Genomic DNA, 20726 nt, shown 5'->3' with positions numbered 1-20726 from the left:
TAGCGGTGTTGGGCCGCATCCTCAATGGCTTATCCGTTGGTCCGCGAATGGTCGATTTGAAGGGTTAGTCGGTCGATTTCGCGTTTGGGTTTATCCGTGCTTGTCGGCTGCGCGCGCAATGGTGCGAGCGCTGCACCGGCCTTGACCGATTTTAGGCGCTGAAGCGTAGCTTTAAAGCGCGCAAGGTCACTGCCCCCAAGTTGCGCACGCTGGGTAAACTTGATCGAATTCGGGTTCACCGCACGTCCGTTGCGATATAATTCATAGTGCAAATGCGGACCCGTCGACAAACCCGTTGATCCCACATAGCCGATGATTTGACCGCGCCGCACGCGGCTTCCGGGACGTGCGGCGATGCGGCTCATATGGCCATAACCACTGGCAAGGCCGCCGCCATGGTTCAGCTGGACAAAGTTGCCGTAACCGCCCTTGCGTCCGGCATAGGCAACGACGCCATCGGTCACGGCAAAAATGGGTTGGCCGTAGCTCGCTTTAAAATCGAGGCCGCTATGCATGCGCATATAGCCTAAAATCGGGTGACGTCTGCCGCCAAAGCCCGATGTCACAGCGCCGTTAACTGGGCGGCTGAGTGCGCCTTTTGATTCACCGACGCCGGAGGCTTCGAACCATTGGCTGCTGTCGCCATTGGTCCATTTGAGCATCTGAACGCGCGATTTTCCGTCGCGGTCGACGCCGGCATATAACAGATTGCCGACCTTAACTTCACCGGTTTCAGCGCGCTTATAATCAACGATGATATCAAATTCATCGGTCGCGCGGATTGTCGACAAGGGCATGCGACCCGAGATGACTTTTAGATAATCCTGAATGGCGCTGGCAGGTGCACCCGCTGCGCGCGCCGACCGGTAAATGCCCTGGCTGCCGACTGTGCCGCGGATGCGCAACGGCGTGTCATCAACGATAATCGGTTTGCGGGTTACCCTAAGGGCACCAGCTTCGCGGTTGATAGCGAGATTAAGGTCAAATCGTGCGCGAAAGGCAACCGATTCCAAAGGCCGTGGCTGATTTTGCGCAGAGCGTTTACCGAGTACTATATTGATTGGGGTGCCGGGTTCAATATCCGATAGCGACGTGACGCCTGAAACCATGTTGGCGACTTCACTGGCCTCGCTTCCACCCACGCCAGCGCGCTGCAGGACGCGTGCAAAGCTATCACCGCGGCCCAATGTTGCAGTCAATTCGATGCGGGGGCGCTCCGGGCTTCCGGCAAGGGCAATAACCGCGTCGGTGGCCGCCATGCGTTTGCCGCTGTCGCTGCCATAGGCAATCGGCATGATCATTTGCGCGCGCGCTTCTTCGAATTCCGCTTCAGTCGCAATGGACGGTTGTGGGCCGTAAATAGGTCCAAAATCGGGAAGAAGGGCCAGTGCGGATACGCTTAATAATGTTAGCGTTCCGAGGCCGCGAAACCAGCGGATGGAGCCAATGTCTTCGCCAAGGTCGGGGACGAGGTCGAGTTGGGCAATGCGTTCGCGCCAAGATGCTTCGGTGGTCTGGCGCAGGGGTGCGACCATGGCATCGGCAAGCATCACGCTTCCGTTCCCGGCTGCCGCGGCAAAGTGTGTATCTTTGCCTTCAAACATTCAGAACCATATCCACGACCCTGTCCTTATCCACCCGGACATTCTTATCTGCCCACATCCCTGTGACGGCATATGGTTAAAGTCAATTTAAGACAGCAGACGATTGGTCCGTGATGCGGCGAATGGTGTATATTCACCGACCAGTCCGGGAACATAATGACAAGTGGCAATCGGGCATTTAATCGCTTCATTAAATGTTCGGCAATGCTAAAGCAGGATGCAATATCGGGAGGGTCGAATGCACAGCGATCGGGTTGAATTTTTCTACGATCTTTCAAGTCCATGGACCTATTTGGCGTTCACGAACATTATGGGCGTGCTCGACCGCACAGGGACGACAATGACGTTGCGGCCTATATTGGTCGGCGGCGTGTTCAATGCGGTCAATCCGGCTGTCTATGCGGCTCGTGAAGCATCAGACAATCCAAAGCTGCTGCACAGTTGGAAAACACTCCGCGATTGGGCCGCGTTAGCCGGCGTCGCACTGAACTTCCCAAGCCAATATCACCCCGCCAAGAGCGTCAATGCAATGCGCATGGCCTGTGGTCTTGCCGATGACCCAGCGGCACTGCTCGCGTTTACGAAAGCGGCGTTCGAAAGCTATTTTGGCGCGCAGGAAAATCTTGATGATCCCGACGTGCTGGTTGCGGTGGCCAATAGTGTTGGTCTGGATGGAGACGCCTTGCGCGCGCGTGCGCAATCAGACGACGTAAAGGCATTGCTGCGTGCAAATACGGACGAAGTCATTGCGCGCGGTGGCTATGGCTCGCCCACGATTTTTGTCGACAAAAAATATATGTATTTTGGTAATGACCAACTGCCTTTGGTAGAATTTGCGTTGAATAGGAGCGCCGCATGAACGACCGCGTTAGCATAACCGTTGAAAACCACGTGGCCGATGTGCGGCTCACGCGCGCCGACAAAATGAATGCGCTCGACCCGGCGATGTTTCAGGGGATCATATCCGCTGGAGAAGAGCTTGCTGCGATGAAAGGCGTGCGCGCCGTTGTGCTGTCGGGCGAGGGACGCAGCTTTTGTGCAGGGCTTGATATGGCCAGCATGGCGAGCGGCGGTGCAAGCGCGAACAGCGGCATGGGCAGCCTCACAGACCGTACGCACGGCAATGCCAATACATTCCAGCAAGTCGCGATGCTTTGGCGTAAGCTGCCGATGCCCGTCATTGCCGCAGTCCACGGGGTGTGCTTTGGCGGCGGCCTGCAAATTGCCAGTGGTGCGGACATTCGCGTGATTGCGCCTGACGCCAGGCTTGCGGTGATGGAAATGAAATGGGGGCTCATCCCTGACATGGGCGGCTATGCCTTATGGCGCGGTATGGTGCGCGAAGACATGCTGCGCGAGTTGACCTACACCAACCGCGAGTTTTCAGGGGCGGAGGCGCTGGGCTTGGGCTTTGCGACGTTCGTGGATGAAAACCCCCACGCCCGCGCCATGGCCATTGCCCGCGAAATCGCGGACCGCAATCCGGGCGCGATGCGCGAGGCCAAGGCGCTGTTTAACGAATATGTCGATATGGACGAAGACGCGATCTTGATGGCCGAAAGCGTCCGCCAAGCGCGCGTGATCCGAACACCCAACCAGATTGAAGCGGTCATGGCGGGAATGCAGAAGCGCGCAGCTACGTTTGTTGATTAAGCTGCGTTAACGCGCAGCCGTTCGAACTCTTCTCTGAGGTCATCAGGGATCGGCGCTGACCCGTCCGCATTCGTGAGCACGATTGTTGTGACACAGGTGGCCTTGCATTCGCCGCCTTGAAAGGCTGCGGATGCGATATCCCAGCTGCTGTTGCCAATCCGCGATATGCCGCTGGTGATGTCGACATGCTCTGGGAAATGCGCCTCGGCAATATAGTCCAGATTGACGCTGGCGATCAGCCATCTTTGGCCCGGCGCACGGCGCTGGACCTCAATGGCGTGGTTGAACATGCCACGGCCATGCTCGAACAGTCCAGCCATTGAAACATTGTTGATATGGCCAAGGACATCCATGTCTGCAAACCGCGTTTCGGTGCGATGGCTGAATGGATAGCTGGCAGGGTTAAGCTGCCACGCCTGAGGTTTGGGCATGAGGTGGTTCCATATTCTACGCTCGTCATGCTGAACTTGTTTCAGCATCTTACTGCCCACAGCAGGGATATTAAGACCCTGAAACACGTTCAGGGTGACGAGCCTGGCTTATTTTCTGTCTCTTACAGACCCCGACCGATGAGTTCTTTCATGATCTCGTTGGTACCGCCGAAAATGCGCGTCACACGGGCTGCGCGCCACATGCGGGCGATGGGATATTCATTCATATATCCAGCGCCGCCATGGAGTTGCAGACAGGCATCGACAACTTCCCACTGCAGGTCAGTGTGCCACAGCTTTGCAGCAGCGCCTTCCTCGGCGGTCAGCTCTTTCTTGTAATGGCGGTTCAAAGCCCAATCGAGATGCGCCCAGCCAATTTGCAGCTTTGCCTTGATATCGGCCAGCACAAAACGGGTGTTTTGGAAATCCAGCAATGGCTTGCCGAATACAATACGCTCGCGGCAGAACGCGACGGTTTCATCAAAAGCCTTCTGCGTGCTGGCCATTGACGATACCGCAATCGAGAGGCGCTCCTGCGGCAGTTCGCTCATCAGATAGATGAAGCCCTTGCCTTCTTCGCCCAAGCAGTTGGTCATCGGCACGCGGACATCTTCGAAGAACAGTTCCGACGTATCGGCTTCATCCATGCCGATTTTGTCGAGGTTGCGGCCGCGCTTGAAGCCTTCACGATCAGCCTCAACAAGGACGATCGACATGCCCTTATAGGCTGGCTGGATCTCAGTGTCTGTTTTCACGCAGACCAAGATCAGGTCGGCATTCTGGCCATTGGTGATGTAGGTTTTGCTGCCGTTGATGACATAATGGTTGCCGTCTTTTCGCGCGGTTGTCTTCATACCCTGAAGATCGCTTCCGGTGCCGGGCTCCGTCATGGCAATGGCGGTGATGACCTCGCCCGAGATCATCTTGGGCAACCAATGCTTCTTCTGCTCTTCGCTGCCGTAGCTGGTGATATAGTTTACGACGATATCTGACTGAAGCGAAAAGCCAGTGGCGACGCCGCCATAATAAGCCGACTCTTCGTCGACGATCGCGTTGTAGCCAAAGTCGAGGCCAAGGCCGCCATATTCAACAGGTGCGGTGGGGCAGAGCATGCCGACTGCGCCAGCCTTGGGCCAGATCGACTTTGGCACGATACCATCTTCTTGCCACTGCTTTGCGTGGGGCGCGACTTCCTTTTGAAGGAACTGGCGTACCGACTGGCGGAACGCTTCATGATCTTCAGTATAGGCGGTGCGTGGAATGGTATCGAGCGACATGGTGAATCCCCTGCAAGAAGTTACTGCAAAATATGCACCATCAATGGCAGCAAGTTGACGCGGACGTCAAGCCGAATTTAATCGTTTGATTAAACTGGCTCACCTGCGTCACGAGCGCGCTCGACGATGGTACGTTCCGCCTTGGGCACGGTGCGATAAGCGGCGATCAGCAAGCCCAACGCGATTGGCGCGACGGCGATGAGCGAGAGAATGCCAACGCGTAAGTTGCCCACCAGCTTCCCGTCGACCATTGTTCCGGCAAGATCGGAAATCTGCCCGACCATATAAGGCCCAAAGGACAGCCCGACGAGCGTCGTGCCCAAGAAGAACGCAGCCGTTGCCGTGCCCCGCATGCGTGGCAGCACAAGGTCCTGTGTGGTTGCGGCAGCCGCACCAAGCGCTGTCGCGCCCAGCATTCCGGCAAGGAAGTTCATCACGTAAAACAGGGTCGCATTATCGGTTGTATGGCCAATGCCGATTGGAACAATTGGTCCCAACACGCCAAGGATAACGACCAGGATGCGGCCTGCAGGATTTTTGGTGCGCAAATAATCCGCGACGCGGCCGCCAATGATGACACCTAAAAATCCGCTGACTGCACCATTTGCGCCAAGAATGAATGCGAGCTCTTTTTTCGGCAGACCAAGGACTGTTTCAGCATAAGGTGCTGACCAGAATGCGAGTGCATAAGCCGCCAGCGCGACCAAGCCATAGCCAATGGTGGTGCAGATGAACGCAGGCGTTCCCCAGATGAGCTTAAATGTCGCCGGATCCTTCGCCCGCAAGGTCGATGCCCATGAGAAGACGGCATAATAGCCAAAGCCAACCGCCGACCATTGTGGAAAATTGCCGGTCAGTTGGATCATCGTATAAGCAAAAGCGGCAATTGCAGCCGCCGTTACCATGTTTATTACAAGCGCTGCTGGGCTACGTTGCCATGCGCCCCACAAAGTAAACGGGGGAACGATCATCGAAAGATCGCTCGCAAATGCGCGGAAAGGGGCAGGGTGAGCCGGCGTAACCAACCCATCCATCGCGCCGCGCACGGGCTCACGCAATGTTGCGACCCACAGCCCAACGAGCACACCCGGAATACCGACGGCCACAAATGCCGCATGCCAGCCAACCAAGCCGAGCGGGCCACCTTGCGGGTAAGCTGCGTCCCAGCTTTGTACAATGAGTGCGCCCAAAAACAACGAAACGCCGCCGCCAATATACAGACCGGACGAGTAAATCGCGAGCGCGGTCGCGCGCTGCCGCTTCGGGAAATAATCGGAAATCAGTGAATACGCCGTGGGGCTGGCGGTTGCTTCGCCAACGCCAACGCCCATGCGCGCCAAAGTCAGTTCCACCTGGTTACGCGCAAAGCCCGACAAAGCGGTCATGATCGACCATAAGGCAAGGCCAATCGATAGAAGCTTTACGCGGCTCCAATTATCGGCAAGTCGCCCAAGCGGAATACCGAATAAAGCATAAAAAACCGCGAAAGCTGCCCCACCCAAAAAGCCCATGTCGGCATCGGTCAGGCCAAGGTCTGCTTTGATATCGACAGCCAAAATGCTGAGGATTTGGCGATCGATGAAGTTAAGTATGTAGACGATGACAAGGACAAAGAGGACATACCAGCTGTAGCTGCTGGCCTCAGGCGATTTAACCTCTGCTTGCGGGGAAATAGCGCCCTTGTTTTCGCCTTCGACCGTCACACTCACCTTGCTCTCCCTCAATCGCGGTTGTCGCCTTCTGCTGCTATGGCTAGCAGAACAGGCAGTCTGCGCAACGATAATTCCCTTTCAATGCGTCGCACAGAAGGCGCGGACCTCATTTGGCGGAATAATGCGGGCACCCAAACCACATTACTCAAAGCCAATACCGAGCAGCAGCAATGAAAAAATCGCAATGTGGTGTGTCGTGTTTCGCTTGAATCTGGAACGAATTCCTCCAATATACTGTTCCAGCGGCTATGTTGCCGTGTTTTGAGGAGAATTAAGTCATGGCACAGTGGTCCGATCCACGGGTAACCGGGACCCAGTCAAGTCTTGCAGGTACGCGCGCAGGCGACGTTGCTGTCGACGCTGGTCTGCGTTCGCATATGCTCAAGGTTTATAATTACATGGCGTCAGGCGTCTTGCTGACAGGTATCGTTGCGATGCTGTTTGCACAGACCGAACTGGCACGAAATCTTATGGTGAACCCAAGCCTGATGAGCTGGGTAATCATTTTATCGCCACTGGTCGTCGTAATGGCGATGAGCTTTGGCCAAGGTAAGTTTTCCGCCGCCACGCTTCAGGCGATGTTCTGGGGTTTTGCGGTGTTGATGGGCCTATCGCTGGCACGCATCTTCATGATGTTCACCGGTGAGTCCATCGCGCAGACTTTCTTTGCAACGTCAGCGGCTTTCGCTGGATTGAGCCTGTGGGCTTACACAACCAAGAAAGATATCAGCGGCTGGGGAAGCTTTCTGGTGATGGGTATGGTCGGTTTGATTGTTGCGTCGATCGTCAACATCTTCCTCGGCTCCGACACTTTGGGTTGGGTTATCAGCTGCGCAGGTGTGCTCATCTTCGCTGGTCTGACAGCTTATGATACGCAACGTATCAAAAGCGAGTATTTCTACCTTCAGGGTACAGAAATGATCGGCAAGGCTGCAGTCATGGGCGCACTGACGCTGTATCTGGACTTCATCAACATGTTCCAGTTTTTGCTGAGCTTCCTCGGTAATCGCGAATAAGCCATCGGCTATTCAGCTTGAACGACACAATATGGCCCGGTGGGAAACCACTGGGCCATTTTCTTTGGGATTTTGTCGAACGGGGCTTTTCATTCGAACGAAAATCCTGTTGGAATCAGGAATAGCAAATCGGAGAGAGCAAATGCGTCGGGGCATGAAAAATCTAGCTGCCATCATGATGGTGACTGCGGTTGCAGCTTGCGCCCCAGCGCCAGTAAAAGTCGTACCTACACCCATTCCACTTCCTGCGCCGCCGCCGCCCGCAATGCCATTGCCACCGGGTGGCGCGGCGCTGTCGATGACGATCCCGCCTGTCGGGCTTGATGGCGTTCGCGCTACGCCCAACCGTGGTTTAAGCCGTGATGAACAAATCTGGCATTTTCGGTCGGCTTTGAACGTGGCGGCATTAAATTGCCAAGGGCCTATATGGGGGCAGATCGCGACCGAGTATAACAAGTTCATCGTCACTCATAAGGTGGTCTTGTCGAAAACCAGCAAAGCGGTCGACCGTGAATATGTCGCCCGCTACCCCGGACAAAATGGGTTGCGGGTGCGCGATACGCGTATGACCGATTTGTATAACTATTTCGCCCTGCCGCCCGTCCGCGCCCAATATTGCGACATGGCGCTGCGCAAAGTGACTGAGGCCAATACCGTGCCCACAGATGCATTGCCGGAATATGCCATTGGCGGCCTCGCCGACATTGATGGCGTGTTTGTCAGTTTTTACGATGCATATGTGAAATATGAACGCGATTTGGCCGACTGGAATATGAAGTACGCGCCGAAACCCGCTTATGCCCCAATTCCGGCAGGACCATTGACATCGCCTGCCAATCCCGGCTAAATTTTCCGATTAACCGGCGGAGTCAGGCTGCGGCTCGCGCAAGTGATTGTCAGGCCATGCTGATATAATCGCGCATTGCGGCGGCTTCGGCCTCAATTTTGTCGATACGGTGCTTCACCAAATCGCCAATGGAGACAAAGCCGACAAGGTCATCGCCGTGGATTACCGGAAGGTGGCGAATGCGCCGTTTCGTCATTAGCGATAAAGCCGACAGGACTGCCGTATTGGGCCCAACCGTGATGGCTGGTGCCGTCATTGTGTCCGCCACTGTCTTGGTCAGGAAAGCGGAACCATGACGCGCGACTCCGTAGACAATGTCGCGTTCGGAAAAAATGCCGACAACGGCTTTGCCATCGACAACGGGCAGGGCACCAATCCGGTTTTCGGCAAGCCGTGCGACCACATCACCGACACTTTCGTGCGGCGCAGCCGTGAACACATTGCCTTGATGGTTGGCCAATATCGCAGAAATCGTCATCGACTCTCTCCTTATGTCCTTGCCCCTGATGGAACTTATAGCATAAGGCGACCTTATCAAGCTATGACCCGCCCCTCCCGCCTCGATGATCCCGAATATGCCAACTTCGCATGGCGCCGCTATTGGCGGCTTATGCGGTGGATGTTTGGCGTGACATTGATCGTTACCGTGGGTGCCCTCGGAACATTCTGGTGGCAGAACGGGATGGTCTCCATCCACTTCTTCATTGCCACGGCTGGTGCAATAACCGGCGCAATCATGCTGACCGCCGCGTTGATGGGGCTTGTTTTCCTGTCCAGCGGGTCTGGCCATGATGAATCCATCGATGACCCTTTTGAAGACGAAGCCGACCGGTGACCGAGGCTGTTCGTAACCTTCCAAAACGCCATGACCCGGTTTTGCGGGTTGTTCCGGGCCCTGCCGATATCAATGCCAATGGCCATATCTTTGGCGGTTGGGTATTGGGGATGATGGATCAGGCCGGTGGTATCTTGGCGGGACGAATTGCCCAGGGCGCGTGTGCTACGGTGGCCATTGAGAAAATGGAATTCATCGCGCCCATATTGTTACGCGACATTATCTCTGTCTACGCAACGCTCGAACGGCGTGGCCGCACATCCATGGGCATCCGCGTTGAAGTTATCGCGACCCGTGCGCGTGGCCAACAAGAGGTTAAAGTGACCGAAGGGCTGTTTACCTTTGTTGCCCTAGATGACGATCACAAGCCTCGGGCACTGCCCGAAAGCTAACCATTTCGCGACTATCGTAAGTGATTAACGGCGGAGCGTTGGATTATTCCGCCGCTGTCGCGACTTCATCATCACCGGCTGGCTTAACGCGACGGGCGCGTGGTTTGCGTGCTGGCCTTTCCATATCCGCGTCATTGTCGTCCGACGAAATCGCGATGGACGGCGGCAATACGGCGAGATCAAGACCTGCGGGTGCATCGTCTTGTTCTTCGCTGTGGTGACGGCGTGGGCCGCGATTTGTGGACCGATTATTGTCCAAACGATCATTACGGTCGGCCCGTTCCGGACGACGTGGGCGGCTTTCGCGCTGTTGCTCACGTGGAGCGCGCTCTTCGGTTTCGCCATCATCTTGCGAAACGGAATCGGCGTCCATTCCGTCGGATGAACCTTGTTCGTCATAATTTTGCGAACGATCATCATTCTGCCAATCGTCGCGGTCTTCGCGATTATCTTCGCGGGGACGACGTTCGCCTTGCTGTTCCTGACGCGCTTCTTGGCGGCCGCGGAAATCGGCGAGTACGCGGAAATAATGGTCAGCAAATTGCAGGTGATATTCGGCGTTTACGCGGTCACCGTTAAATTGGGCGTCTTGCGCTAGCTTTTTGTATTTTTCCAGCATCTGCGCTGCGTTGCCGCGCGCACGATTGTCGATCTGGTTCTGATAGTCGAAACCGCTGCGGTTGTTATTTTGCTGGCGATTATTGTTGTTGCGACCGCGGCGACGATTGTTGTTCTGCTGCTGCCTGTTGTTGATATTCATCAGGGCTGACCCGTCCTCTTTTAGCATTTTAACATTGCAGGAAGCCCCAAAACCCAGTCTTTGGGTTACGCCAAGGTCGACCGAGACCTTGAAAAAATTTCCAACTGCGCTGGGGGCGGCTTCGCGCTTATCTCCGCAATTTACGGGTTTTGCTGCGATGCTGTTTAGCGTTAGCGGTTCGGTTGCGCGATTCCAAGCGAAAAGCGCAAGGCGCGTGGATTGCCGGAAAGATCGTGGGTTAATTCGGAAGTGAAGCCTGCCTCGGTGCCCAATTTTGCGACGGATTTTGACTGGTTGAATCCGATTTCGAAGACTGCGATTCCGGTGGTTTTTAGCAGTTTTTCGACGGTTTTTAGAAGTATGCGATAGTCGCGCAGACCGTCGGGGCCGGCGAAGAGGGCGCTGTGGGGTTCGTGGCGGGCGACCATGGGGGCAAGCGGTGTTGCGTCCTCAATATAAGGGGGGTTGCATAAGATGAGGTCGAATTGCCCCAGACCGTCGGCCCACCCATCCAAAGTCCAATCGCGGCGTTCGAAGTATGCGCGCCCGTCCAGCCCAAGCCGCGACGCGTTGCCCGATGCGACCGCAAGAGCCGCGGCGCTGGCATCAATACCCACAGCTTCCGCATCCCCAAACACCGACAAAGCCGCCAGCAACAATGCGCCAGACCCCGTGCCAAGGTCCAAGATCCGCGCCGGCGCATCCCGCCCGGCAAAAGCCGCCATCGCGACCTCAATCACCGTTTCGCTGTCCGCACGCGGGATCAGCACATCGGGCGTCACATGCAGGTCAAGGTCCCAAAACGCCTGCATTCCCGTGATATAGGCCACCGGTTCATCCGCCACCCGCCGCGCAAGCATCGCCGCAAAACCCGCAGGCACCGCAAGGTCATGCATCCGCAACAACATCGCCGAGCGGTCGATTCCCAAGGCATGCGCCATCAACAATTCGGCGTCGAGACGCGGGGTCGCGCTGACGGGCGTCAGGGCATCGGTCGCATCGCGCAGCGTTGAAGAAAGGCCGTTCATACCCCGCCCGTAAACCCAAGCCGCCCGAAAGCAAAGCGGTCCAACGCGCGTACATCCGCGTTCAACGCATTTATTTCACCGCGCACGCACCCATTTGCGGACTTTGCACGTTATTGCCAACTGAAGCGTTCATTTGGAAGGAATCGCAGTATGAAGTTTTTGAAAAGCACGTTGATTTCGGGCCTGTCCGCACTGGCATTGACCGCGTGCTCGGGCAGCGGCACCGTTCACATGGTCGACACCGTCGCCATGCCATAAGATTTCGGGTTGCTAACGCGATCCGAAAGCCAGTCCTCAAATTCCCCGCTAGCAGGTGAAGAGGACTAAATTGACCCCGTCCGGATCCCTCCCCCGGGCGGGGTCTTTATATATCTGCCTTACTTAAAACCGCCTCACTTAAACCCAAGGGCCGCGCGCATGATTTGGAATATCGTGTGCTGTTCAATCGTGCCCTTGAACAAATGCGCCTTTGGCCCTGCGGCACGCGCGACGACATCTTCGCCGCTGTGCGTTTCAGAACCGGTGGGGATCAACGCCTGCTGCCGATAATTCAGCGCCTGCGTATCTTCTTTCAACGGGTCGGGGCGTGGCAGTGTCGTGACCGCGCCGGGGCCGTTGATATAGCCCAAGGTTGTGTAACCCTTGCCATCAAAGGCCAAGGTTGATTTGCCTTTCTGATCAACCACGGGGCCAAGGATCGGGTTACCGCGTTCGGGATAGCCCGCCATGGTGAAGGTGTGGCTATGGTCCGATGTGACGACGATCAGGGTGTCGCGCAGGTCGACAGTGTCCATCGCGGCTTTCAACGCATCATTCAGCGCCACCGTGTCCTGCAACGCGCGATAGGCGTTGCCGCCATGGTGGCCATGGTCAATCTTGCCCGCTTCGACCATCAGGACATAGCCCTTGCGGTTTTTGGACAGCATCGCGATCGCCTTCGTCGTCATTTCGGCGAGCGAGGGTTCTTTTGATCCGGTCGCGGTGCGGTCCGCGTCAAATTGCATATGCGATTGTTCGAACAGGCCAAGCAGCTTGTCGGTCTTTTTCGCGTCCACCGCGGCAAAGCCTTCGCTGTTCCAGACATAGGCGCTTTTGGGGTTGGCGGCCAGCCAGCTGGCGATCAGGTCCTTGCCATCGGCGCGCTTGCCCTTCTTCGTCGGATATTCGGGGTCAGCTGCGGTGTTGGGCATGAAATGCTGGCGTCCACCGCCCAACATAACCTCAAATCCATCGCCATGCGGCCATTCGACCATTTGGCGGGCAATGTCGGTGCAGCCTTCGGCCTTCGCCGCGGCTGGCATATTGGCGTCCACTTCCCAATCGCGTTGCGCGACATGGGCATAGGTCGATGCGGGCGTGGCGTGGGTGATGGTCGCGGTGGACACGATGCCGGTGGCATATCCCTTGTCCTCGGCCATTTCGAACAAAGATTTGACCTTATAGGGTTCGGTCGCCTTGCAATTGTCCTCAACCGCTTGCGGACCAACGCCCAGAACGCCGTTCAGCGTTTTGACGCCGGAGACGATGGCGGTGGCGGTCGGCGCGCTGTCGGGCACTTGGCCATCATGCGAATAGGTTTTGACCAAGGCGGTGTGCGGCAGGCGGTCCATTTGCGCGACATAGGATTCGCCATCGACGCCCTTTTGCTGCCCTTCAAAAATGCGCGCGGCGGTCAATGTGGTGATGCTCATGCCGTCGCCGATGAAGATGATGACATTGCGCGCCGTGCGGTTGTTGGGCGTATCCGCCTCCAACCGTGCAAGCTCGGCTGCGCCAGCCTTTAAATAGCCCTCGCTGGTGGTCAGCGGCGGCGTGCCAATGGGCCGCGCAGGGGGCAGGGGAGCCGCCGCCGACGCCGCAGCAGGATCCGGCGTCGCCGCATATTGCGCGACAACCGGCGCGCCGATCAGACAGGACGCCACCGCCAAAGACACAGGCAGGCCAGAGGACACAAACGGCGACACTTTACGCATTTTACTCTCCAAAAATGTTTCGGACCCACACATCGCAGACGATGATGACTGGCGCAAGACAGTGGCGGTTTAGAGAGGTGATTTTGGCGAGGGGGAGTGGTGGTCGGTTGGGAGGAATTTTGGGAGACAAAAAATAACAGGCCTTACGATCTGCACCTTGTGGGTTCTAAATTAGGTTTATAAAAGAATGGTATGACATTAAATGACCTACTCAACCTTCAGGGCATCGATCCTGCGAATGTGATCGTGCTACGCCACACACTCCAAGGTCCGCTCAGCACGGATTTGTTAGGTCGGCTTGTGGATGTTCGCCCTGCTGCGTTTGAATTATATCAAAGCATACAAGGCGGACCTACGGCAGCGGCAATCAGCAGCCTAGCTGGGCGCGGCTACATCGCATCATTTATCGGGCAGCGTGCGGCGAAAGCCACCTTTGTCGGCCTTTACAAAATTGAGGGTTTTTCGAACGTTACCCCTCAAGATTTGGCCGCCATGCCGGAATGGGCAGCGTTGGCCGATTTGGGCTTCACTCTCCCTGTTATGTTCGGGGCTGACCTCAACGCTAGCCGCATGTTTGATTTGAAAGAGACGCCGGTACTTCAAAGCTGGTCGGGCAAGCTGATCATTGATTGGCCTCCTCCAGCTATCTCTTGGTGGAGGTGGGCGCATCAAAATACTATGCCAGTTTGCGCAATCATCGAGCAATCCAACTTCGTACCACCAATGCCAGATTGGCGAGACTTGATTGTCAAATGGCATGAGATTTCCACGCTGCCGCCGAGTTGGCGCGTTGCACTGTCGTACTGGCGCGGCATCTACTTCATCCACGACCGCAGTGACGGCAAGGGCTATGTTGGTTCGGCTTACGGCCAAGACAACTTAATCGGGCGTTGGGATTACTATGCGCAAACAGGCCATGGAGATGTCGTCGGCTTGCAAGGTAGAAATCCAGCAAACCTTACATTCAGCATATTGGAACGGGTCGCACCTGGCGCCGATGTCGCGGAAGTCGTTGCTATCGAGAATTCATGGAAAAAACGGCTCCACACCTATGTTCCAGATGGAATGAATCTCAATTGATTGCGCGCATAATTCGATATTTCTCGATTCTGCGGGCATGAGCTTCGGCCTTAGTCTTTTTCTTGATCGCTCTTTCTTCGGCAACCCGATTGGGGTCACAACGGTTACGATGAATTTCGCGCTTCTTCTCAACAATAAGATGGGCTTGCCACATCAGGCCGTAATGCAAGCCCGCAGGACTGTTGCCTAAAATTGCGCTCGTCCGCTCGGGCCCCAATGCTTTGGATACAATCAACAGCAACGCTTCCGCGGAACCGCCATGACTAATAGCCTTTAGTGCCGCCATCAAGCCAGCTAGCCGCTCCATGTCAGCCTCGGGATAGGTTGGATATGATTTTTCACAGCCGAGCAGCTTTTCCAATCCTCGCCTGAGGTAAGATGCGGCACATGTTCCGCAGTGCCAATTAGTGCACCAGTCCATGCGATCAGCAATCTCTATTAACGCTGAAACGGAGTCTGTGTTGGACATCGATTAATCATGCCTCATGGCATATAGTGCTGCAGCCTTGTCCTCGATAAGCTCTCTGCGCACGAGTGCATTTAGCCATCTTTCGGGAATAGCATTCACGCCATATTTCGCTCCAGCAATCTGTCCTGCAACTGCTCCGACCGTATCGGCATCATGTCCGAGGTTCACAGCTTTAATGAGTGCGTCCTCGAAACTCGCTGTTGTCCCGACTGCCCAAATTGCAGCTTCAAGCGTATGGACGACATAGCCAGTCGAATGGATTTCATCTTTGGTCTTGGTTGCCCAACATGATTGACCAATCGCCTGTATCTCCTCGGGCCACGTGTCGTTCCAAACGGCACTCAATGCGCGCTGCCAATCTGTGCCAGTAATCAAAGCGCCAATTAGCCACCCAAGCATTTCTGACGCTGCCGACGACAGTTGTGAGCAGTGTGTGGCTTGGCTTTGTTCAATAGCTATCCGCCTTAAAATGTCAGTGTTTCGAAAGTGCATACACGCCACTGGTGCTAAGCGCATAATTGCACCATTACCATCCGAGCGCCCGTTAACCGGTGGCGCGACCAGGGCACCTGTTCGACTATAGTTGCCAAGAACTGCAAGAGTGTTCTGGCCAACCCCGATGCAGCGATCTGTGCTAGTATTTTCGTGTTCATTTAGCCACCGCAAGAAGCGATCAAGCAGGTCGGAAACATCCAGATGCGGGTGTGCAATGAGGCTGTCCGCAAGGCATAAGGCCATCGCTGTATCATCTGTCCACGCCCCAGCTGGTAACCGAAAATAGCCGCCACTCTGCATCTCCGTTACATGCGAAAATGTACCTCGGTCCTTAAATTCCACGGGTGCGCCGAGAGCGTCGCCAACGGCGAGACCGATCAATGCTCCTGATGCTCTATCTTTGGCGGTCACTCGAATCGTTCCAAACGAGCACTAACTTGGAATGCCCAATAAAGGTTAAAACTCATTTCGCACAACAACAGTGGGGCGGCAATGGACAAGTTGCCCATTCGAACTACGTATCGCGATGACCAGTCGGGCTGACCCTTCTTCGTGCCTTCGTGCCTTTGTGCGAGATACATTGGCGCAGCTTCTGGCTTTGGCGGGGCGGTGCGCCTGCGCGCTATGGGTGAGGGCCCGCCCTTAGCCCAGTGGAGCCTCTCGGATCAGTCCGGGGGACTGTTCCCTCCACCCGCCTGCGGGAGGGGAATTTTGGCGCGGCTTCGCTGTTGCAGGCCCCTCCGTCAGCCGTTCCGGCTGCCACCTCCCCATCGTAAATCGATAGGGAGGATTTGGGGTGGTTCTCCCACTCTTCGTCATCCTGAACTTGGTTGTGCGATGCACGCCTTCGGCTCCAGGATAACATGCGACGGTTGTTCGTTATCCTGAAACAAGTTCAGGATGACGAGAGAGGTGTTGGGATGACGAGATGGGTGTTGGGACGACGGGGCAGTGTCGGGATGAGGGCGGATGCCAAGTATCTTCTTCGCTTCCCAACATTTGCCCCCAAGCCCAAAGCCATCTAACACCACCCCGTCTGCACGGCATGTGCAATGGCTCGGGGGGGCATCATATGAATGGGTTTGAATATATCTTTACGTTGTTCGGGCTGCTGCTCGGGCTGGCGCTGGCGGAGGGGTTGGGCGGGCTTGCCCGTGCGTTAAAGGCGCGGCATCATGTTCATGTCGGCTGGCCCACCGCGTTGTTGGGGCTGTTTGTGTCCTGCGACCTTGTGACATTCTGGCTATATGGATGGGAATTGCGCGACGTGATGCCGGTGACATGGCCGGCGATTTTTGGCGGCTTTGTGGTCACCGCCATTTATTATCTCGCGGCCTCGCTCATCTTTCCCGATGGCGATTTTGATGATTTGGATGCGCATTTTGAACGCCATTATCGCACGGTGTTGGCCGGGGTTTTTGTGTGCAATGCCGCGTTTTTCGCCACGTTGGTGGCGCTCACGGATATTCCCGGCCTGTTCACCCTGCGCTTTACGGTGGTCGGATGGTCAGCGTTCCCGACCTTGCTGCTGGCGATATACACCCGCGACCGCCGCGTGGTGATGGGCTGTCTGGTCTATCTGATTTCGCTTTACCCGTTGTCGGTGGTGTGGGCTTAGATTAGCTCAGCTCGCCTGATGCCCACTCGGCTCTCTTACTCTTCGTCATCCTGAACTTGTTTGTGCGATGCACGCCTTCGGCTCCAGGATCTTACTATTTCGACGTGGGAAGTAAGATGCTGAAACGAGTTCAGCATGACGGGGGGGATGACGGTGGGGGTTGTCAGGGATCGGAGCGAACTCAGCTTGCCTTTTCCAACATCGGTTTCAGATAATGGCCGGTGTAGCTCGCGGCGACCTTGACTACATCTTCCGGCGTGCCTTCGGCGACAATCTCGCCGCCTTTCACGCCGCCTTCGGGGCCGAGGTCGATGATCCAGTCCGCGGTCTTAATGACGTCGAGATTATGTTCGATGACCACCACGCTGTTGCCCTGTTCCACCAAACGGTGGAGCACTTCGAGGAGTTTGCGGACATCCTCAAAATGCAGGCCGGTGGTGGGCTCGTCCAGGATATACAGCGTCTGGCCGGTGGAACGGCGGCTGAGTTCCTTGGCGAGTTTGACGCGTTGCGCTTCGCCGCCGGATAGGGTCGTGGCCTGTTGCCCGACCTTGACATAGCCAAGCCCAACCTCCGCCAGCATCGCCATTTTGTCGCGGATCGGGGGGACGGCCTTGAACACCTCCACCGCGTCCTCCACCGTCATGTCGAGCACGTCGGCGATCGACAGGCCCTTCCATTTGACCTCCAACGTTTCGCGGTTGTAGCGTTTGCCGTTGCATTCCTCGCACGTCACATAGACGTCGGGCAGGAAGTGCATTTCGATCTTGATCAGGCCATCGCCGCTGCATGTTTCGCAGCGTCCGCCCTTGACGTTGAAGCTGAAACGCCCCGGCTTATACCCGCGCGCGGCGCTTTCGGGCAATTGGGCGAACCAGTCGCGGATGTTGGTGAACGCGCCGGTATAGGTCGCGGGGTTCGAACGCGGGGTGCGGCCAATGGGGGATTGGTCGATGTCGATCACCTTGTCGCAATGTTCAAGGCCAGTGACCTTGTCATGTGCGCCCGCGATGACGCGCGCGCCATTCAGGCTACGCGCTGCAGAGGCATAGAGCGTGTCGATGGTGAAACTCGACTTGCCCGAGCCGGATACGCCGGTGATGCAGGTGAATGTGCCCAGCGGGATGCTGGCGGTGACGTTCTTGAGGTTATTCGCGCGGGCATTGTGGACGGTCAGCTTCTTCTTATTGCCCTTGCGCCTTGTCTTGGGCACCGCAATCTCGCGCGTGCCGTTGAGGTACGCGGCGGTCAGGCTGTCTTTCGACTTCAGAATTTGCTTCAACGTGCCTTCGGCCATGACGGTGCCGCCATGGACACCCGCGCCGGGGCCAAGATCGACCACCCAGTCGGCGGTGCGGATCGCGTCTTCGTCATGTTCGACCACGATGACGGTGTTACCCAAATCGCGCAGGCGGCGCAGCGTGGCGAGCAGGCGGTCATTGTCTTTCTGGTGCAAGCCGATGCTGGGCTCATCAAGCACATAAAGCACGCCCGACAGGCCCGAGCCAATTTGGCTGGCGAGGCGGATGCGCTGGCTCTCCCCGCCGGACAAGGTGCCGCTGGTCCGGTCGAGGTTGAGATAATCGAGCCCGACATTGTTGAGGAAGCCCAACCGTTCGTTGATTTCCTTAAGGATCGCCTTGGCAATCTGCTGCTGCTGGTTGGTCAGCCTTTGGTCCACGCTGCCGAACCACTCGAGCGCGTCGCCGACGCTCATCTTCGTCGGGGTGGCGATGTCGACGCCCGCGATCTTGACCGAAAGCGCCTCGGGCTTCAGGCGCGCGCCGTGGCAGGTTTCGCACGGTTGCGACGTCTGATATTTGGATAGCTCTTCGCGCATCCACGCGCTGTCGGTTTGCAGCAAGCGGCGGTTGAGATTGCCGATGACGCCCTCAAACGCCTTGCGCACCGTATATTCCTTGCGCCCGTCCTTGAACGTCAGCTCCACCGCCATGCCGCCGGTGCCGTGCAGGATGATGAGCTTCTGTTCGGGGAGCAGATCTTCCCACGCGGTATCGAGGCTGAACCCATACGCCTTCGCCAGGCTGGAGAGCACTTGCATATAATATGGGCTGGGCGGGTTCGATTTCGCCCAAGGCACAATCGCGCCTTTCTTTAACGACAGATGTTCGTTCGGCACCACCAGCTGCGGGTCAAACTCCTGCCGCTCGCCAAGGCCATCGCAATCGGGACACGCGCCTTGCGGGGCGTTGAACGAGAACAGGCGCGGCGCGATTTCGGCGATGGTGAAGCCGCTGACGGGGCAAGCGAATTTCTCCGAAAAGACGATGCGGTTCGCGGGCAGGCCCGTGCCCTTCATCTTGGCTTTGGCTGAACCGCCATCCCCTTCAACCGTAAGCCCTGAGCCTGTCGAAGGGCGGCTCTCGGCATTGCCGGTTTGCAATTCTGCCACCGTGGTGTCGGCCAAATCCACAAAGGCCAAGCCATCCGCCAGCTTCAACGCCGCTTCAAAGCTTTCGGCCAAACGTTGCTGAATGCCGTCCTTCACGACGATACGGTCCACCACGACCTCAATGTCATGCTTGTATTTCTTGTCGAGCGCGGGCGCGTCTTCGATGGCATACATTTCGCCATCGATGCGGACGCGGGTGTAGCCGGAACGCTGCCACTCGGCGAGTTCCTTGCGATATTCGCCCTTGCGGCCTTGCACCACGGGGGCGAGCAGGAACGCGCGCGTGCCTTCTGGCAAGGCCATGACGCGGTCGACCATCTGGCTGACCGTCTGCGCCGTAATCGGCAGGCCCGTCGCGGGCGAATAAGGCACGCCGACACGCGCCCATAACAGCCGCATATAATCGTAAATCTCGGTCACCGTCGCGACGGTCGAGCGCGGGTTGCGCGACGTCGTCTTCTGCTCGATGGAGATCGCGGGCGACAGCCCCTCAATATGTTCGACATCGGGCTTTTGCATCATCTCCAGAAACTGGCGCGCATAAGCCGACAGCGATTCGACATAACGCCGCTGCCCCTCGGCATAGATGGTGTCGAACGCTAGGCTGGATTTGCCCGAACCGGAAAGCCCGGTGATGACGATCAGCTTGTCGCGTGGAAGGTCGATATCGACGCCCTTGAGATTATGCTCGCGCGCACCGCGCACCTTAATATGGGTGAGTGACATGAAGTAGCTTGTTCCAGATTTGTTCTAAAAGCGCAAGTGCGCGAGTCTCATCCCGAAATGGGCCGAAGATTAACCAAATTCAAGGCAGGTTTTCACCTCATCTTGCATTCGCATAACACGCGCGGGCGAAGGGGCCCCTGCAATGTTTTGATAGAGTTTAACCGCAAGGGTCAGGACCTATTACATGCACCATCGCGGCGTCAAAATGGCAAAGATATCGAAGTAAAATGTCCGCCGCAGGCAGTTATTCTGCCTGCAAGGGCATTTTGATTTGAGATCGAAGCCATTTTGGCGTCCTTCGGATTTGACCCATATTGTCCATTGCTGCGTTGGCAAGCTTGGACTTAGAACCACTAAGTCCGGCGCTTACCGCCTTGCACTGAACAATATGGCCTCA

At 56.5% G+C, this 20726-nt stretch carries 19 protein-coding genes; 8 read left to right on the top strand and 11 right to left on the bottom strand.

All coding sequences use genetic code 11. The annotated features are described in order from the left end of the window. Window positions 1-29: 29 nt before the first annotated feature. Window positions 30-1550 (bottom strand): M23 family metallopeptidase, encoded by a 1521-nt coding sequence (locus tag ACIQZK_RS06515; RefSeq protein ID WP_397575437.1) that lies wholly within the window; start codon window positions 1548-1550, stop codon window positions 30-32. A gap of 292 nt (window positions 1551-1842) precedes the next feature. Here ACIQZK_RS06515 and ACIQZK_RS06510 point away from each other — a divergent pair, with 292 nt between their 5' ends. Then, window positions 1843-2463 carry a 2-hydroxychromene-2-carboxylate isomerase gene (locus ACIQZK_RS06510; protein ID WP_397575419.1) on the top strand — a complete coding sequence of 207 codons (621 nt, stop codon included), beginning with the start codon at window positions 1843-1845 and terminating at the stop codon, window positions 2461-2463. Continuing rightward, window positions 2460-3257 (top strand): crotonase/enoyl-CoA hydratase family protein, encoded by a 798-nt coding sequence (locus ACIQZK_RS06505; protein WP_397575418.1) that lies wholly within the window; start codon window positions 2460-2462, stop codon window positions 3255-3257. The genes ACIQZK_RS06510 and ACIQZK_RS06505 overlap by 4 nt, the downstream gene beginning before the upstream one ends. Here ACIQZK_RS06505 and ACIQZK_RS06500 read toward each other — a convergent pair. The 3 genes from ACIQZK_RS06500 to ACIQZK_RS06490 all read right to left on the bottom strand — a co-directional run bounded on the left by ACIQZK_RS06500 (window position 3254) and on the right by ACIQZK_RS06490 (window position 6668). Continuing rightward, complete coding sequence (locus ACIQZK_RS06500) at window positions 3254-3688, bottom strand: acyl-CoA thioesterase (RefSeq protein ID WP_397575417.1); 435 nt, start codon at window positions 3686-3688, stop codon at window positions 3254-3256. The two genes, ACIQZK_RS06505 and ACIQZK_RS06500, sit on opposite strands and share 4 nt — an antisense overlap. Window positions 3689-3810: 122 nt before the next feature. Continuing rightward, on the bottom strand, window positions 3811-4965 hold the full coding sequence (locus tag ACIQZK_RS06495) for an acyl-CoA dehydrogenase family protein (protein WP_397575416.1): 1155 nt from the start codon (window positions 4963-4965) through the stop codon (window positions 3811-3813). Window positions 4966-5054: 89 nt separating this feature from the next. Beyond that, on the bottom strand, window positions 5055-6668 hold the full coding sequence (locus ACIQZK_RS06490; RefSeq protein WP_397575436.1) for a spinster family MFS transporter: 1614 nt from the start codon (window positions 6666-6668) through the stop codon (window positions 5055-5057). Between the two features lie 287 nt (window positions 6669-6955). Between ACIQZK_RS06490 and ACIQZK_RS06485 the strand changes: the two genes are divergently transcribed. Together ACIQZK_RS06485 and ACIQZK_RS06480 are read left to right on the top strand one after the other, a co-directional pair. After that, window positions 6956-7693 (top strand): Bax inhibitor-1 family protein, encoded by a 738-nt coding sequence (locus tag ACIQZK_RS06485; protein WP_395635628.1) that lies wholly within the window; start codon window positions 6956-6958, stop codon window positions 7691-7693. A 154-nt stretch (window positions 7694-7847) separates the two neighbouring features. Beyond that, window positions 7848-8540, top strand: a complete 693-nt coding sequence (locus tag ACIQZK_RS06480; protein ID WP_397575415.1) for a hypothetical protein — start codon at window positions 7848-7850, stop codon at window positions 8538-8540. A 49-nt stretch (window positions 8541-8589) separates the two neighbouring features. On the opposite strand, the gene ACIQZK_RS06475 is transcribed toward ACIQZK_RS06480, so the two are convergent. Further along, window positions 8590-9018 (bottom strand): CBS domain-containing protein, encoded by a 429-nt coding sequence (locus tag ACIQZK_RS06475; RefSeq protein WP_397575414.1) that lies wholly within the window; start codon window positions 9016-9018, stop codon window positions 8590-8592. A gap of 63 nt (window positions 9019-9081) precedes the next feature. Between ACIQZK_RS06475 and ACIQZK_RS06470 the strand changes: the two genes are divergently transcribed. Together ACIQZK_RS06470 and ACIQZK_RS06465 are read left to right on the top strand one after the other, a co-directional pair. Further along, window positions 9082-9375, top strand: coding sequence for a hypothetical protein (locus ACIQZK_RS06470; RefSeq protein ID WP_183941794.1), 294 nt, complete (start codon window positions 9082-9084; stop codon window positions 9373-9375). Next, entirely contained in the window at window positions 9372-9767 is a 396-nt protein-coding gene (locus tag ACIQZK_RS06465) for an acyl-CoA thioesterase (RefSeq protein ID WP_397575413.1), read from the top strand. Before ACIQZK_RS06470 ends, ACIQZK_RS06465 begins: the two co-directional genes overlap by 4 nt. Before the next feature lie 43 nt (window positions 9768-9810). Here ACIQZK_RS06465 and ACIQZK_RS06460 read toward each other — a convergent pair whose 3' ends face one another. The 3 genes from ACIQZK_RS06460 to ACIQZK_RS06450 all read right to left on the bottom strand — a co-directional run bounded on the left by ACIQZK_RS06460 (window position 9811) and on the right by ACIQZK_RS06450 (window position 13528). Next, entirely contained in the window at window positions 9811-10527 is a 717-nt protein-coding gene (locus tag ACIQZK_RS06460) for a DUF4167 domain-containing protein (protein WP_397575412.1), read from the bottom strand. Window positions 10528-10697: 170 nt separating this feature from the next. After that, window positions 10698-11555 (bottom strand): peptide chain release factor N(5)-glutamine methyltransferase, encoded by an 858-nt coding sequence (gene prmC / locus ACIQZK_RS06455; protein WP_397575411.1) that lies wholly within the window; start codon window positions 11553-11555, stop codon window positions 10698-10700. A 392-nt stretch (window positions 11556-11947) separates the two neighbouring features. Then, on the bottom strand, window positions 11948-13528 hold the full coding sequence (locus ACIQZK_RS06450) for an alkaline phosphatase (protein ID WP_397575410.1): 1581 nt from the start codon (window positions 13526-13528) through the stop codon (window positions 11948-11950). Window positions 13529-13720: 192 nt separating this feature from the next. Here ACIQZK_RS06450 and ACIQZK_RS06445 point away from each other — a divergent pair, with 192 nt between their 5' ends. After that, window positions 13721-14608, top strand: a complete 888-nt coding sequence (locus tag ACIQZK_RS06445) for a GIY-YIG nuclease family protein (protein ID WP_395629688.1) — start codon at window positions 13721-13723, stop codon at window positions 14606-14608. Here ACIQZK_RS06445 and ACIQZK_RS06440 read toward each other — a convergent pair. After that, window positions 14601-14969 (bottom strand): hypothetical protein, encoded by a 369-nt coding sequence (locus ACIQZK_RS06440; protein WP_395629687.1) that lies wholly within the window; start codon window positions 14967-14969, stop codon window positions 14601-14603. The two genes, ACIQZK_RS06445 and ACIQZK_RS06440, sit on opposite strands and share 8 nt — an antisense overlap. A 111-nt stretch (window positions 14970-15080) precedes the next feature. Beyond that, on the bottom strand, window positions 15081-15983 hold the full coding sequence (locus ACIQZK_RS06435) for an ADP-ribosylglycohydrolase family protein (protein ID WP_397575409.1): 903 nt from the start codon (window positions 15981-15983) through the stop codon (window positions 15081-15083). Window positions 15984-16644: 661 nt separating this feature from the next. On the opposite strand from ACIQZK_RS06435, the gene ACIQZK_RS06430 reads away from it, so the two are divergent. After that, entirely contained in the window at window positions 16645-17190 is a 546-nt protein-coding gene (locus ACIQZK_RS06430; RefSeq protein WP_397575408.1) for a hypothetical protein, read from the top strand. A 181-nt stretch (window positions 17191-17371) separates the two neighbouring features. Here ACIQZK_RS06430 and uvrA read toward each other — a convergent pair whose 3' ends face one another. After that, the gene (uvrA, locus tag ACIQZK_RS06425; RefSeq protein WP_397575407.1) at window positions 17372-20329 is read right to left on the bottom strand and encodes an excinuclease ABC subunit UvrA; all 2958 of its coding nucleotides are present in this window, start codon (window positions 20327-20329) and stop codon (window positions 17372-17374) included. Window positions 20330-20726 lie beyond the last annotated feature (397 nt).

It is taken from the genome of Sphingorhabdus sp. (assembly GCF_044338195.1).
Taxonomy (GTDB): domain Bacteria; phylum Pseudomonadota; class Alphaproteobacteria; order Sphingomonadales; family Sphingomonadaceae; genus Sphingorhabdus_B.
The sequence above is the reverse complement of the archived record's forward strand: the minus strand, read 5'-3'. Positions and strand labels throughout refer to the sequence as shown.

What these genes read in the sequence shown, in the direction of transcription:
- ACIQZK_RS06515 (WP_397575437.1), bottom strand. Translation starts at nt 1,550, where the DNA reads ATGCTTGCCGATGCCATGGTCGCACCCCTGCGCCAGACCACCGAAGCA.
- ACIQZK_RS06510 (WP_397575419.1), top strand. Translation starts at nt 1,843, where the DNA reads ATGCACAGCGATCGGGTTGAATTTTTCTACGATCTTTCAAGTCCATGG.
- ACIQZK_RS06505 (WP_397575418.1), top strand. Translation starts at nt 2,460, where the DNA reads ATGAACGACCGCGTTAGCATAACCGTTGAAAACCACGTGGCCGATGTG.
- ACIQZK_RS06500 (WP_397575417.1), bottom strand. Translation starts at nt 3,688, where the DNA reads ATGCCCAAACCTCAGGCGTGGCAGCTTAACCCTGCCAGCTATCCATTC.
- ACIQZK_RS06495 (WP_397575416.1), bottom strand. Translation starts at nt 4,965, where the DNA reads ATGTCGCTCGATACCATTCCACGCACCGCCTATACTGAAGATCATGAA.
- ACIQZK_RS06485 (WP_395635628.1), top strand. Translation starts at nt 6,956, where the DNA reads ATGGCACAGTGGTCCGATCCACGGGTAACCGGGACCCAGTCAAGTCTT.
- ACIQZK_RS06480 (WP_397575415.1), top strand. Translation starts at nt 7,848, where the DNA reads ATGAAAAATCTAGCTGCCATCATGATGGTGACTGCGGTTGCAGCTTGC.
- ACIQZK_RS06475 (WP_397575414.1), bottom strand. Translation starts at nt 9,018, where the DNA reads ATGACGATTTCTGCGATATTGGCCAACCATCAAGGCAATGTGTTCACG.
- ACIQZK_RS06470 (WP_183941794.1), top strand. Translation starts at nt 9,082, where the DNA reads ATGACCCGCCCCTCCCGCCTCGATGATCCCGAATATGCCAACTTCGCA.
- ACIQZK_RS06460 (WP_397575412.1), bottom strand. Translation starts at nt 10,527, where the DNA reads ATGAATATCAACAACAGGCAGCAGCAGAACAACAATCGTCGCCGCGGT.
- prmC (WP_397575411.1), bottom strand. Translation starts at nt 11,555, where the DNA reads ATGAACGGCCTTTCTTCAACGCTGCGCGATGCGACCGATGCCCTGACG.
- ACIQZK_RS06450 (WP_397575410.1), bottom strand. Translation starts at nt 13,528, where the DNA reads ATGCGTAAAGTGTCGCCGTTTGTGTCCTCTGGCCTGCCTGTGTCTTTG.
- ACIQZK_RS06445 (WP_395629688.1), top strand. Translation starts at nt 13,721, where the DNA reads ATGACATTAAATGACCTACTCAACCTTCAGGGCATCGATCCTGCGAAT.
- ACIQZK_RS06430 (WP_397575408.1), top strand. Translation starts at nt 16,645, where the DNA reads ATGAATGGGTTTGAATATATCTTTACGTTGTTCGGGCTGCTGCTCGGG.
- uvrA (WP_397575407.1), bottom strand. Translation starts at nt 20,329, where the DNA reads ATGTCACTCACCCATATTAAGGTGCGCGGTGCGCGCGAGCATAATCTC.